12 protein-coding genes are annotated in these 14,216 nt (G+C 48.8%); 9 read left to right on the forward strand and 3 right to left on the reverse strand.

Annotated elements, in window-relative coordinates; translation table 11 throughout:
• Positions 1-69: 69 nt before the first annotated feature.
• On the reverse strand, positions 70-816 hold the full coding sequence (locus BWI97_RS14575; protein WP_199182012.1) for a hypothetical protein: 747 nt from the start codon (positions 814-816) through the stop codon (positions 70-72).
• A gap of 287 nt (positions 817-1,103) precedes the next feature.
• Between BWI97_RS14575 and miaB the strand changes: the two genes are divergently transcribed.
• The 5 genes from miaB (at position 1,104) to secG (ending at position 5,800) form a co-directional block, all read left to right on the forward strand.
• Entirely contained in the window at positions 1,104-2,522 is a 1,419-nt protein-coding gene (miaB, locus tag BWI97_RS14580; protein ID WP_102201513.1) for a tRNA (N6-isopentenyl adenosine(37)-C2)-methylthiotransferase MiaB, read from the forward strand.
• Positions 2,523-2,617: 95 nt separating this feature from the next.
• Positions 2,618-3,907, forward strand: a complete 1,290-nt coding sequence (locus BWI97_RS14585) for a sigma-54-dependent Fis family transcriptional regulator (protein WP_102201514.1) — start codon at positions 2,618-2,620, stop codon at positions 3,905-3,907.
• Positions 3,888-4,442, forward strand: a complete 555-nt coding sequence (gene lptE / locus BWI97_RS14590; protein ID WP_102201515.1) for an LptE family protein — start codon at positions 3,888-3,890, stop codon at positions 4,440-4,442. Before BWI97_RS14585 ends, lptE begins: the two co-directional genes overlap by 20 nt.
• A 226-nt stretch (positions 4,443-4,668) precedes the next feature.
• Positions 4,669-5,397, forward strand: coding sequence for a hypothetical protein (locus BWI97_RS14595; RefSeq protein ID WP_141217502.1), 729 nt, complete (start codon positions 4,669-4,671; stop codon positions 5,395-5,397).
• Positions 5,398-5,434: 37 nt separating this feature from the next.
• On the forward strand, positions 5,435-5,800 hold the full coding sequence (gene secG / locus BWI97_RS14600) for a preprotein translocase subunit SecG (protein ID WP_102201516.1): 366 nt from the start codon (positions 5,435-5,437) through the stop codon (positions 5,798-5,800).
• Between the two features lie 94 nt (positions 5,801-5,894).
• Here the strand turns inward: secG and BWI97_RS14605 are convergent, their stop codons facing one another.
• Positions 5,895-6,605: a hypothetical protein gene (locus tag BWI97_RS14605; protein WP_102201517.1), complete on the reverse strand. Its 711-nt coding sequence runs from the start codon at positions 6,603-6,605 to the stop codon at positions 5,895-5,897.
• 236 nt (positions 6,606-6,841) lie between these two features.
• Between BWI97_RS14605 and groES the strand changes: the two genes are divergently transcribed.
• Together groES and groL are read left to right on the forward strand one after the other, a co-directional pair.
• Complete coding sequence (groES, locus tag BWI97_RS14610) at positions 6,842-7,138, forward strand: co-chaperone GroES (protein WP_094813464.1); 297 nt, start codon at positions 6,842-6,844, stop codon at positions 7,136-7,138.
• A 64-nt stretch (positions 7,139-7,202) separates the two neighbouring features.
• The gene (groL, locus tag BWI97_RS14615) at positions 7,203-8,828 is read left to right on the forward strand and encodes a chaperonin GroEL (RefSeq protein ID WP_094813466.1); all 1,626 of its coding nucleotides are present in this window, start codon (positions 7,203-7,205) and stop codon (positions 8,826-8,828) included.
• A 301-nt stretch (positions 8,829-9,129) separates the two neighbouring features.
• Here the strand turns inward: groL and BWI97_RS14620 are convergent, their stop codons facing one another.
• The gene (locus BWI97_RS14620) at positions 9,130-10,851 is read right to left on the reverse strand and encodes an alpha-amylase family protein (protein WP_094813468.1); all 1,722 of its coding nucleotides are present in this window, start codon (positions 10,849-10,851) and stop codon (positions 9,130-9,132) included.
• A gap of 168 nt (positions 10,852-11,019) precedes the next feature.
• Here BWI97_RS14620 and BWI97_RS14625 point away from each other — a divergent pair, with 168 nt between their 5' ends.
• Entirely contained in the window at positions 11,020-12,756 is a 1,737-nt protein-coding gene (locus BWI97_RS14625; RefSeq protein ID WP_102201578.1) for a M14 family zinc carboxypeptidase, read from the forward strand.
• A 348-nt stretch (positions 12,757-13,104) separates the two neighbouring features.
• On the forward strand, positions 13,105-13,953 hold the full coding sequence (locus tag BWI97_RS14630) for a DUF481 domain-containing protein (protein ID WP_176454255.1): 849 nt from the start codon (positions 13,105-13,107) through the stop codon (positions 13,951-13,953).
• Positions 13,954-14,216: the final 263 nt, after the last annotated feature.

Raw genomic sequence — 14,216 nt, forward strand, 5'->3', positions numbered from 1 at the left:
ATGGTGAGGTGGAGACAGAGTACAGTAAAAGTACTTCAAAATTTCTGCGTATAAACTAGAAACAACCTACTAAAGTACACTGTTCATCCTGGTACCAGAGAGCCTTTTGGGTAGTTTACGCTGGTAGTTCCAGATTAAATTGTCCAGTAACCTGGGATTCATTTCGTATCCTTTCAAAACGAGTTGGCTCGATACTTCCGCCAAGAGCACTTGTGCTTCTTCAAGGGTTACCGTACTTCCAGTAATCGCTTTCAGGAAATCCCTCACCATCCGATCGGGCTTGATAAGCTGATCGTTTCCCGCCAGCATGAAGAAGTAGCTCAAGCAAATACCACTGGCCTGTCCGGGAATACGCTTGATCTTTTGTTCGAAATTCGTATCCGTGATGAGGCGAGGTACATCCTGAAAGTACTGCACATCAAAATCGGCTAGTACCCGTAAAAATCGACTGACGGCTTCCGCTTTCAGAATTCCGTTTAGTGTAGAGGTTCGCTGTTTATTCCGGTAGACTTCCAGAGCCAGTTTTTCGGGCGATTCATGCTCAACTTTTTCCAGAAAAGCCGCTACTGAAATCTGTTGTGCCGGATCAATAGGTAAAGAACCATGGTCCCGAAAAAGGGTATGACCGACCAGAGGCTCCATTCGCCGGACGACGTTTCGGACGGATTCGTACTTCACGCCCATGGAAAACACACTGTCTACCACACAAAGCGGAAGATGAGCGTAATAATATTCAGGGTCTAGTTTAGGATTCGAAAAATCGAGTTTTTGCAAACAAAAATCAGTAACCAGGTCGAGGGTTGTTGGGGTAGGCATGGGCAATGATTGATCAGTAAAGGTTTCAGTATAACTATCAGCGTACGAACGAAAGGTTATCAAAATTGGGAACTTTCATTCATTTTCCTGATTTACCCATCAAGTATGGGACTAGCAAATCAGAGAGCCTCTCAACTCCTGTCACTCCCTTTCAACACAAAATCCAGCTTTTCAAAACCCATTCTTTACTGACAATCTGTCAGCTTTTTTATACCTTTGTACTTCTGAATTCAACGAACATTTAGATATGTAAGCGGAAAGCCTGAGGCTCAACGCTCCGAGCACCCATGAAGACCTTAGAAATCCTGACTCCTGAAGATAAGCAAGGCATTGACCTTCCCCGTTTACTCGAGGATGAACAAAATGCTCTTGGTAAAAAGAAATTATACATCGAAAGCTACGGCTGTCAGATGAACTTCTCCGACAGCGAAATCGTAGCTTCCATCATGCGGGAAAAAGGCTTTGCCACCACTTCCAGCATTGACGAGGCCGATCTGGTACTACTCAACACCTGTGCCATTCGCGACAACGCCGAGCAGAAAGTACGGAATCGTTTAAGCACCTTCACCAGCCTGAAACGCCGCAAACCCGACACCATGATTGGCGTACTGGGCTGCATGGCCGAACGCCTCAAAGCGAAGTTACTGGAAGAAGAAAAAGTGGTTGACATGGTGGTAGGCCCCGATGCGTACCGTGACCTGCCCCGCTTGCTCGACGAAGTAGAAACGGGCCAGAAAGCCGTAAACGTTTTTCTTTCCAAGGAAGAAACCTACGCCGATATTGCTCCGGTACGCCTGAACTCCAACGGCGTAACGGCCTTTATCAGCATTATGCGGGGTTGCGACAACATGTGCAGCTTCTGCGTAGTACCCTTCACACGCGGTCGCGAACGTTCGCGGGATGCGTATTCCGTCGTACAGGAAGCTCAGGATTTGTTTGCACAGGGTTACCGGGAAGTGACGCTGCTGGGCCAGAACGTGGATAGCTACAAATGGGCTTCGGAAGACGGTACCGAGCAGGTAAACTTTGCCGGATTGCTGGAAAGAGTGGCCCTGGTGAGTCCGGAGTTGCGGGTACGCTTCAGCACCTCCCACCCCAAGGATATTACGGACGAAGTACTCTACACCATGAAGAAGTACGACAACGTCTGCAACTACATTCACCTGCCGGCCCAAAGCGGCAATTCCCGCGTACTGAAAATCATGAACCGGACCTACGACCGGGAGTGGTACGTGAACCGGGTAGACGCCATTCGTCGGATTCTGGGCAATGACTGCGGCATTTCGCAGGATATGATCGCTGGGTTCTGTACGGAAACGGAGGAAGAACACCGCGATACGCTTACGCTCATGGACTACGTCAAGTACGACTACGGGTACATGTTTGCCTACTCCGAGCGTCCGGGTACGCCAGCGGCTAAGAAGTTCGTCGATGACATTCCGGAGGACGTGAAAAAGCGTCGCCTCAACGAAATCATTGCCTTACAACAACAGCACAGCCTCGAACGTAATCAGCAGGCCATTGGTAAAGTACACAAGGTACTCGTGGAAGGAACGTCCAAACGTTCTGCCGAGCATCTGCAGGGCCGTAACGACCAGAATAAGGTCGTTGTGTTCCCCAAACATAACTTCACCAAAGGTCAGTACGTGAATGTATTGGTTACGGATTGTACGGCGGCAACCTTGCTGGGCGAACCCGTTCTTTAGAGCATAGATCCCCGAAAAAGAGTATGGCCTGGCATTCGTTAGGCAATACTCTTTTTTCCCATTTGTCCATTCTCTAAGCTCTATCCATTACACACATGTCACCTCAGGAAATACAATCCATAAAATCGCGGTTTGGCATCATTGGTAATTCATCAGCACTGAATTACGCCATCCAGATCGCAGCCCAGGTCGCTCCTACCGATCTGACGGTACTCATTACCGGAGAAAGCGGAAGCGGGAAAGAGTCGTTTTCCAAGATTATCCATCAATTATCGACCCGTAAGCACGGGCAGTTTATTGCCATCAACTGCGGAGCCATTCCCGAGGGAACCATTGATTCCGAGTTGTTCGGGCACGAGAAAGGAGCCTTTACCGGAGCCGTCGATGCTCGGAAGGGATATTTTGAAGTGACGGACGGCGGTACCATTTTTCTCGATGAAATCGCTGAAATGCCGTTGGGTACGCAGGCCCGGCTCTTACGGGTACTCGAAAACAAGGAATTTATACGCGTCGGTTCTTCCAAAATCATGAAGACCGATGTTCGGGTCGTAGCCGCCACCAACGTTAATCTGATGCAGGCGGTGGAGAAAGGCCGCTTCCGGGAAGATTTGTACTACCGTCTGAATACGGTGCCCATTTTCGTACCACCTCTGCGGGACCGGGGCGATGACGTACTCATGCTCTTTCGGAAATTTACGGCGGATTTCAGCGAACGCCAACGCATCCGCCCCGTACAGCTCACTGAAGATGCCCGGGAGGTACTGCTGAGTTACCGTTTTCCGGGAAATATTCGTCAGCTGAAAAATCTGGCTGAACAGGTTTCTATCTTGGAAGAAGAACGTACCATCAATGGTCGTTCGTTACTCAAGTACATTCCGGATGCCCAGCGTTCGTCCCTACCGGACGTATTCCGGGACGGCCAGAGCCAGGATTTCAACGAACGGGAGTTACTCTACAAAGTACTCTTCGATCTCAAACGCGACGTAACGGAACTGAAAAAGCTGTTCGTGGAAATGGCTCAGAATGGTGCGGGCGACGGTGAAATTCTGCGGCAACACGCCAATCTGTTTCAGGGCGTGACCGACGAACCCGTTAATTTTAGTGAAAATCATACGCCGACCCGGTATCTGCCCGTTTCGACTACGGCTACGCCGCCCGCAACACCCAATGTCTTTTCGCTGGATCCGTCCAACGATTCCAGCTTTGTGGATGTGACGGACGAGTCGGAAGATGAATCGCTTTCGCTCGAAAAGAAAGAGAAAGAGATGATTATCAAAGCCCTGCGTAAGAACGGCAATAAACGTAAAAATGCGGCTCAGGCCCTCGGCATCTCCGAACGGACGCTGTACCGGAAAATCAAACAGTATGAGATTGACGAAGAGTAGTCCTTTCCCCGGCAACAAAACCCTACGCCGCACCTTATTACTGCTCCTGATTCTGCTACCGGGCGTTCTGTTGAACGGTTGCGGTCCCTATTCCTTTTCGCCGGGCGGGAAATTGTCAGCGGATCTAAAGACCATTACGATTAACAACTTCGTCATGAATGCGGCGGGTGGACCGGCTACCCTGCCCAACACCTTTACCGAACAGCTTAAAGAGTATTTCCAGCGAAATACCCGTCTACAACTTAAACCGGGCGGCGATGGTGACTTGTTAATCGAAGGAGCCATTACGGGTTACGACGTGACGCCGCAGGCTCCTACGGCTCAGGATAAGGCGGGTTTGAACCGACTAACCATCACCGTTACGGTTCGGTTTGTGAATACCAAAGATGAATCGGCGAGTTTTGAACAACCCTTCTCATTTTTCCGGGATTTCCCGCAAACCCAAACCCTGAATCAGGTCGAAGGACAGCTCATTCCGCCCATTCTGGAGCAGATCATTCTGGACATTTTTAACAAAACAGCGGGCGACTGGTAATATTTTTCTAAAAAACCCAAGAAAATTTCTACGAACCCTTCCCTACTCAAGGGATTCATTTGTAAGAACCTGCTGCGGTTTTATTCAACGATTACTTTAGACATCTCTTACCAGTGAAAAGCAGGAACTATTGATTCCGGAGCAGGAAATTCTGTATCTTAGAATCTACATTTTAAAGTTTCCCCTGGCCATTTTGGCTAGACGGACCTCCTCCACTGGGCACCTTATGCAACGCGATATTTTTTCTTATCTTGTTACCAATCCAACCGATCTTTCATCGGATGATGTGGCTTATCTCAAAGAATTGGTAGAACATTACCCTTTTTGTCAAACCGGGCACGTACTGCTGGCAAAAGGTTATACCGATCAGGCCGATCATACGGATGCCCCAGCGGCTTTACGCAAAGCGGCTGCCTATTCGCTGAGCCGCAACGCCCTGCGTAAATTCATTGGAGGAGAATTTCCGGCAGCAACTACTCCCACCGAAGAACAACGCCTACCGTTTACGCGTCGCCATCCCCGGGAAGTAGAGGAAATCACAACGCAGCCCGTTCCGGTTTTCGAAACCATCAATCCGGTACACGCCCTACGAGGCCTGGATTATTCGGAAGTACTGCTCAAAAAATCGGAAGAAAAAGCTGAAAAAGAGAAGTTTGAAACGCCCGCGTACGATCAGTTAGCTATCATTGATCGCTTCATTCAAGCCGAACCCCGGATCGGTCCATTCCGGGCTAAACCCGGTCCAAGCGACGAAGAACCCGTGGATCTGGCTTATAAACAACAAGTCTCCAGCAGCACGCCTTTAACGGAAGCGTATGCCAAAGTACTGGCCCGGCAGGGAAAAACGGAGAAGGCCATTGAAATCTACGAAAAGCTACAGTTGAAGTTTCCAGAAAAAAAGGCGTACTTTGCAATCAAAATCGAGGAACTGAGAAGTCGACTTTCCTTGTTTTAAACGTGCACACCATTTCTCCTTTTTATAAAAGAACCCAATGTTTACTACGTTAATTATCCTCTCCATCATTGTGGCTGCCTTATTAGTCCTGGTGGTATTGATTCAAAACCCTAAAGGCGGTGGACTTTCACAGTTTACCGGAGCCGGTTCCCAACAACTCTTTGGCGTGAAAAAAACGGGTGATCTGCTCGAACAACTCACCTGGGGTTTTGGCGGAGCCATTGCCGTATTTGCTCTGGTTTCTGTATTCTTCCTGACGGGTCAGACTGCCGGTGATGGAATGGATGATGGTTTAGGTACGGCAGCTCCAGCGGTAACGGTTCCTGCTCCGCGTCCGGCAACGCCCGCTCCTACGACTCCTGCACAACCGGCTCCCGCTCAACCGGCACAGCCTCAGAAATAAGAAATTCAGGTATAGAAAAACCCTCCGAACTTTCGCTCGGAGGGTTTTTCATTTTTACAGCGTATGACCTAAGCCGGACCTGGATTTGATCGAATCAATCTTCTACGGCCTGAGCCACTTTTTGCCGGGCTATGGGAAGCAACGTTTCGTCCATGGGATAGCCCAGGGTACTTTCTACCAGATACGAGGCCGGATTGGGCAGATCCTTATTCTTTCGAACCAGTTCCATCTTGATACTTTCGAACGTCGTGGTGTAACTCTTGTTACGCGAATCGATCAGGTGAGTTTCGACCCGTCGGCTCGGCGGGGCTGTACTTTCGAACAACTGCACTTTGTACTGATAAATCCGTAGCTCACGGTTGATGTTCTCATACATAAACAAATAGCCTTCTTTTCGGAAAAGTGGCATAATGCCAATCGGAGCGATAGACAGGGCCTGGGTGACGTGCTGAAAGAGCGTTTTCCCAGTACTCAGCGTATGTTCGAGCCGGGGTATGGCGTAGCTTAAAATTTCATCTACTTCCTCCAGCGGTTGTAAGGCTTCGAATTCACTGGTGTACTTGAGTTGCCATTTTTCGCGGTCAATGCCGACTAATTTGCGGCGAATACGGTCTGACCACTGGCTTTGCTGTTGCTGTAACGCCAGACTTTCCTGGTAATGAAGCTGTAAATCTGACAGTTCAGGGAAGAGTTTTTTTTCCTGAAAATGTTCATTGACATGTTTCAGGTAGGCCAATAACTGGTATTTTTTGTACTCAAAATCCAGTAATCCGTCGGTAATCCAGGTTTTTTGCAACTTTTTCATACCCTCCTGGTTTATATTTTAATCCCCGAATCTATTCTTTTCCAATAAATCGCCAAATATTTTAACAGTAATTTCCTAAAGTAAAAGTCATTCATTTGGTTTGCCAGGCTTTTTGCAGCAATTGTCAGCAAGTTCGGTAAAATTGACAGACAAATTGGGCTGGCACAGGAATCGTAGTCAGGCTACCTAACCAGATGGTTAATCGAAAACGTTAACAAATCTATCTCATCACTAACATGTCAGTAAACGTCAAACCTTTGGCAGACCGCGTTCTGGTAGAACCGGCTCCCGCAGAAGAAAAGACTGCGTTCGGAATTATCATTCCCGATACCGCCAAAGAAAAACCTCAACGCGGAGTAGTAGTGGCTGTTGGCCCAGGCAAAAAAGATGAACCCCTGACGGTTAAAGAAGGCGATACCGTACTATACGGTAAATACTCAGGTACGGAGATCTCTTCCGACGGAAAAGATTACCTCATCATGCGGGAATCAGACATCCTGGCGGTACTTACTGAAGCAGCGGTTGTTGCTTAATTTCCTTTTACATCCCAACGTGAACCTTGATTCACACTTCAACACATTATAAAGTCTTTTAGCTATGGCAAAAGAACTCTTTTTTGACACCGAAGCTCGTGATCGCCTGAAGCGTGGCGTTGACGCTTTGGCAGATGCGGTTAAAGTAACCCTCGGCCCTAAAGGTCGTAACGTGATCATCGATAAAAAATTTGGCTCTCCGGCCATCACCAAAGATGGTGTAACGGTAGCTAAAGAAATCGAGTTGAAAGATGCTCTGGAAAACATGGGTGCTCAACTCGTGAAAGAAGTAGCTTCCAAAACGGCTGATCAGGCAGGTGATGGTACCACGACGGCTACGGTTCTGACACAGGCGATCTACTCGATCGGTGTGAAAAACGTAGCAGCAGGTGCAAATCCGATGGATCTGAAACGCGGTATCGATAAGGCCGTAGGTAAGATCGTTGAAAACCTGAAGTCACAATCACGTGCCATCAGCACTTCCAAAGAAATCGCTCAGGTGGCTACCATCTCTGCTAACAATGACCACGAAATCGGTACGATGATCGCCGACGCCATGGATAAAGTAGGCAAAGAAGGTGTGATCACGGTTGAAGAAGCTCGCGGTACTGAAACCGAAGTAAAAACGGTAGAAGGTATGCAGTTTGACCGCGGTTACCTGTCTCCTTACTTCGTGACCAACCCGGACAAAATGGAAGCCGATCTGGATCGTCCCTTCCTGCTGATTTCTGAGAAGAAAGTTTCTTCGATGAAAGAACTGCTGCCCGTGCTGGAGCAAGTAGCTCAAACCGGTCGTCCCTTGATCATCATTGCGGAAGACGTAGACGGTGAAGCTCTGGCTACGCTGGTGGTAAACAAAATCCGTGGTGCCTTGAAAGTGGCTGCCGTAAAAGCTCCTGGTTTCGGTGATCGTCGGAAAGCTATGCTGGAAGACATCGCGATCCTGACGGGTGGTACGGTAATCAGCGAAGAGCGTGGTTTCAAACTCGAAAATGCTTCGATTGAATACCTGGGTCAAGCTGAGAAAGTCCTGATTGACAAAGACAATACGACGATTGTAAACGGCGTAGGTGCGAAAGAGGACATTACGGGCCGCGTAAACCAAATCAAAACGCAGATCGAAAATACGACTTCGGATTACGACCGTGAGAAATTGCAGGAACGTCTGGCGAAATTGTCAGGTGGTGTAGCGATTCTCTACATCGGTGCGGCTACCGAAGTTGAAATGAAGGAGAAGAAAGACCGCGTTGACGATGCTCTGCACGCGACTCGTGCGGCCGTTGAAGAAGGTATCGTAGCCGGTGGTGGCGTAGCCCTGATCCGTGCCGTTGCCGCTCTCGAAGGCTTCAAAGGTGACAACGACGACCAGACGACGGGTGTGAACATCATTCGTCAGGCCATCGAAGCTCCCCTGCGTACGATCGTAGCTAACGCTGGTGGCGAAGCTTCTGTAGTAATCAATGCCGTGAAACAAGGTACGGGTGACTATGGATACAACGCTCGCGAAGACCGTTACGAAAACATGATCGCAGCTGGTATCATTGACCCGACGAAAGTAACGCGTCTGGCTCTGGAAAACGCTGCTTCGGTAGCGGGTCTGTTGCTGACTACTGAATGCGTAGTAGCTGACAAGCCTGAAGATAATCCTGCTCCTGCTGCCGGTCCTGGCGGAATGGGTGGCATGATGTAATTCATAGATCATTCTCTAAAAGCCTCTTCGATAACTCGGAGGGGCTTTTTTTATGGCTTTCGGGAACGAACGTTACCCTCTGCTATTACGGGCGATTAAGTCTCACTGACTGATGCAAGTTTCCAAACTTGTACCTAATAATTAGGCAGATTCTTACCTGCTTTTATTGCTTAAACTAATCACCGAAATTGGAAACTGCCGGATGATGGTTACAGACTTTATAAACCTGTAGGTTCCTAACTTCAAGGATATAGAAAAGGCTTCTCTACTTGAGAAGCCTTTTCTATATCCTTGAATGGCCTTAATTCAATCGGAACCACTGGAAACCGTAGCCATCCATAGCCAGCGAATACGAACCCTCGGCAACGGGTTTAACCGTTTTTTCATTGAGTAAGTCCCGCAAAGACTTGCCTTTCCATTCGGCCATTCGCAGTTGAATGTTCTGTTTTTCCTTACTGAAATTATGGGCCACCACGATTGATTTATCTTTCCACTTGTACTGCATCACCAATACCGTAGACGTTGTAGCGGGCAGAATGGTCCATTCGCCCCAGCCAATCTCCGGACATTCGCTACGAATTTTGATGAACTTCTTGATGGTATTCAGCAGTGATTTCTGGTCTTTCTCCTGGGTCGCTACGTTCACTTTCTGATACGCATAGTCCCCCTGACTAATGACGGGATGAAAGGTTTTGGCTGCCGTAGAGAAGCCCGCGTTTTTCTGCGTATTCCACTGCATGGGCGTGCGTACCGAGTTGCGTTCTTTCAGGCTCAGGTCATCCCCCATACCAATCTCTTCCCCGTAGCGTAAACTTGGCGTACCCGGCAAGGCAAACAATAAACTGTAAGCCAGATCAATCTGCTTCCGGTTACCCAGCATCGGAGCCAGCCGGCGACGGATACCCCGGTCGTACAAACGCATGTTTTCTTTCGGGCCGAATTTTGAATACACTTCTTCCCGAGCTTCGTTGCTCAGTCGGCCCAGGTCAATTTCATCGTGATTCCGTAGAAACCAGGCCCATTGATTGGCGGGTGAGTGATCGCGGGTTTCGATCAGGGCTTTTTTGAACGTTTCGATATTTTCGGAAGCCAGGGCCGAGAATAGGTACTGATTTCCGTAGAAGTTGAACATCATTTGAATCCCTTCGCCGTATTTACCGAGAAATTTGTCCGTCTCCTTCGGATCGACGTTAGCCTCTCCCAGTACTGCAGCATCGGCTTTGTGCCATTGGATGAATTGCCGCAAACCATAGAGCAGATCAAATTGCAACATGGGATTTTTCATGCCGCTCTGAGGGATTTCCATGTAAAAAGGCACCGCATCCAATCGGAATCCGGAAATGCCGAAGTCCAGCCAGTGTTTGACAATTTTGCGAATCTCTACTTCGACGTCCGGATTCTGAGCATTCAGATCGGGTTGAAAATCGTAAAAACGGTGGAAATAGTACTCCTGAGCCAGTGAATCGTAGGTCCAGGTTTCCTTTTGTACGCCGGGAAATACCATGCCCTCGTCGGCATCCTTTGGCCGCTCCTTACTCCAGACATACCAGGAGCGATACGGTGAATTTTTGTCCTTCCGGGCCGCTTGATACCAGGGGTGTTGATTGGACGTATGGTTAATCACCAGATCAATAATCACCCGCATCTCCCGCTTGTTACATTCCTCGATCAATTGCTTGAAATCAGCTTCGGTTCCGACGCGGGGATCGATCTTATAAAAATCCGCTACATCATATCCATCGTCCTCCAAGGGAGACGGATGAAAGGGCGATAGCCAGATTACCGTTATGCCGAGGTCTTTCAGGTAATCCAGTTGCTGAATCAAACCTTTGAAATCGCCCATGCCATCCCCGTCGGAATCTTTGAAGACTTTTACGTCGAGGTTATAGATCAGGGCCCGCTTGTACCAGATTTCTTCGACAAAATCCGTCGGAATGGGTGCTGGTGGGGCGGTAGGTGCTTCGGTCTGGGCGAAAGAGAGCTGGGTACTTAGGCAAGCTAGAAAAATAAGCCATTTCTTCATACAGCGGTGTAAATAGGGTTGATTATACGTTATGGTTTTCTACTTAAAAAAATGATACGAAGCAGTTTTTTGCCCGTAAGTCTCCCCAAGTCTTGAAAATGAATGCTTTGGTCGTAATCTGGACGAGGGCATTTGGCAGAACTTTGGGGTTTCCTTTTCTTTGATTACATGAAACGTTTTTTCCTCCTGCTGACCATCGCACTACGTATGCAAGCCGCTTTTGCACAAGATCTGGAAACGATTTTTGAACGAACCAAGGGAGCCGAAACCCCTACCTACGAGCAGGGAATGGCCTATTTCCGGCAACTGGATCAGCAATTTCCGCAGGTACAGATGCGTACGATGGGCGTGACCGACGCGGGCGAGCCGCTGCATTTACTGGTGATTTCGAAGGATAGAAACTTTGATCTCGCCCAGCAGCGAAAGAAAGGGAAGGCCATTTTTCTCATTGATAACGCCATTCATCCCGGCGAACCCGACGGCGTAGATGCCTGTCAAATGCTTTTGCGAAACCTGCTCACGGGCAAAGACGGACTCAAACTGCCCGACAATGTCGTGCTCTGCGTGATTCCTTTTTACAACATTGACGGAGCCCTGAACCGTAATTCGACCAGTCGGGCGAATCAAAATGGCCCAAATTCCTACGGTTTCCGGGCGAATGGACAGAATTATGACCTCAACCGCGATTTTGTAAAAGCCGACAGCCGCAATGCGATGGCTTTTGCTGAAATTTTTCATCTCGTTGATCCTGACGTTTTTGTGGATACACACGTGAGCAACGGAGCCGATTACCAGCACGTGATGACGCTCATCGCTACGCAGCACAGCAAACTGGGCGGTGGATTGGGGCCGTTCCTGCACACGAAAATGGAGCCCTATCTGTACGAGCAGATGAAAGCCAAAGGCTATCCGATGACCCCCTACGTGACCAACTTTGGGCCGAATGTGACGAAGGAAGGCTTCAGCGGTTTCATTGACTATCCCCGATACTCCACGGGTTTTGCGGCGATGTTCCAGACGCTCGGCTTCATGCCCGAAACGCACATGCTGAAGTCGTACGAGCAACGCGTGAAATCGACCTATGCATTATTAAAAATCTATCTGGAATTTACGGTAACGAACACTCAGGAAATTATGCGTTTGCGAAAGGCCGACCGGGAGGCCGTTCGAACGCAGCAGGAGTTTCCACTGGCCTGGAAGAAAGACGAAAGTCGCTCCCGGCCCATTGAATTTCTGGGTTATGAACACGGATACAAACCTAGTGACGTATCCGGGCAACCGCGATTGTACTACGACCGCAGCAAGCCGTTTCAGATGAGCGTTCCGTATTATGACTACTTCGTGCCGACGCTGAGCGTGAAGAAACCAAAAGCGTATCTCATTCCGCAGGCCTGGTGGCCCGTGATCGAACGGCTGAAAGCGAACCACGTAACGATGAAGCGGCTCGACCAGGACACCACGCTGAGCGTAGAAGCGTACCGGATTGAATCGTACCAGACGTCACCCCGCCCCTACGAAGGGCATTACCCGCATTCGGACGTGAAGGTGAGCACGCATACGCAGTCGATCCATTTCCGCAAAGGCGATTATTACGTGGCATGCAATCAGGACAAGAACCGCTATCTGGTGGAGACGCTGGAACCAACGAGTCCGGAAGGTTTTTTTGCCTGGAATTTCTTCGATTCCATCTTACAGCAAAAGGAAGGATTTTCGGATTACGTATTCGAAGATCTGGCGGCTGAATTTTTGAAAAGTCACCCGGAAGCCCGGCAAAAGCTGGAGGAAAAGCGGGCTCAGGATCCCGCTTTTGCTAAGAATGGTCGGGCTCAACTGGAGTTTGTGCACAAGCTTTCACCGTACTATGAGCCGGAGCATATGCGGTATCCGGTGTTTCGGGTTTTGTAGAATAGTTGTTGGTTGTAAGTTGCTGGTAAGATTTGCTTCCTTATCTGTACCTGTTGTAGGGCTTAGTAAGGGTGAATCAGGCTTCGTTTATTGCATCGGGGGCTTCTTCTGAACAGGCGAATGGGTAAGCTCCAGATCAGTCAGCCATCCATAACATACAGCGTTTACACGAAGGTAGCGTTTTGAGAGTAAACATAACTAACGCAATACACTGCCCTGAAAATCAAACTTTCTATCATTAAAACAGCCGGACGAAAACGTCCGGTTTTGTTTTTTTCAGGTCGCTCGCACGAAATTTGTGCAAGTTTTGCAAATCTTTTCACGTATTCCTTACCGCCTATGCTCTTTATGTCAGGACTCAAGTACGCCGCCGTTTTTCTGTTGACTTTTGCTGTTGCCCCGCTGGCTCATGCGTTCATGGTTTCTGATTCGTTACGATTACGGGAAGAAGTTCAAACCGACACCCTACCGCCGGGCGTTGAAAATTTTCCGAGCCTAATTCAGGTAACTCGCCCACCCGCCGATACGCTCAAACACTTTACCTACGCTATTACCCTGGGCGGTGATTACCGAAGCGGCAATGTGCAGCGGAGTTTGTATACGCTGGTCACGTCGTTTGATTACTTTAATCCCAAATCTATTCTGGGTTTATATACGTCCCCGCGGTATACCTATGGTACCATTAACAAGGAATTGCAGGAACGGGAGCTATTTGTGGATCTAAACGCTACCTTATGGTACAATCAGCACGATGTGTATCTGATGGGATTTGGGGTACATGAGGAAAGTAACCTTCGACAGATTTCTAATCGCTGGTACGGAGGAGCGGGTTTTGGCTGGCGAGTTCTGGGCGGAAGAAAAGTGCCTAATACGCTGGTAAAAATCTCCATGACGAATGCAATTATTTTCGAATACACCGACTTTCTAAACGCTGAAGATGTTCGAGTGATTCGTAACTCTACCCGTATTCGGGTTGGTCTTACCAAAGATAAACTCGCCTTCAATAGTACCGTCTTCGTACAGCCCGCTTTGAACATGGCCAACCTTCGCTGGAGTTCGCTGAGTACGCTGGCTTATGCATTAGGCAAACGGCTCGCTCTTTCGCTGACGGCGGATCATACCTATGAAAGTGTGGTACTACCGGGGAAGAGACGTACGGATTTTCACTGGGCGATTGGGTTGACGTTTAAGAACTAATGAGGTAGGTGCAGGTGCCCCGCATTGCATGCGGGGCTAATCAAATTGAACCCCTCCGGGGTTAGGTATAGAACTGCACGTTTCTAGCCGATACTTGTCATTGAAATGTTGGGTCCTCATCTTACCGTTTCCATATCGAAGTGCGGTAACGCCAGCGGGACGGGTTATCCGTAGCATCCGCTACGAACTTTTCGAGCTGTTCGAGTCCCCGCATTACATGCGGGGCTATGCGTATTGCACCCCTTCGGGGTTGGGCACTAGGG

The sequence above is a fragment of the Siphonobacter sp. BAB-5405 genome (assembly GCF_002872335.1).
Taxonomy (GTDB): domain Bacteria; phylum Bacteroidota; class Bacteroidia; order Cytophagales; family Spirosomataceae; genus Siphonobacter.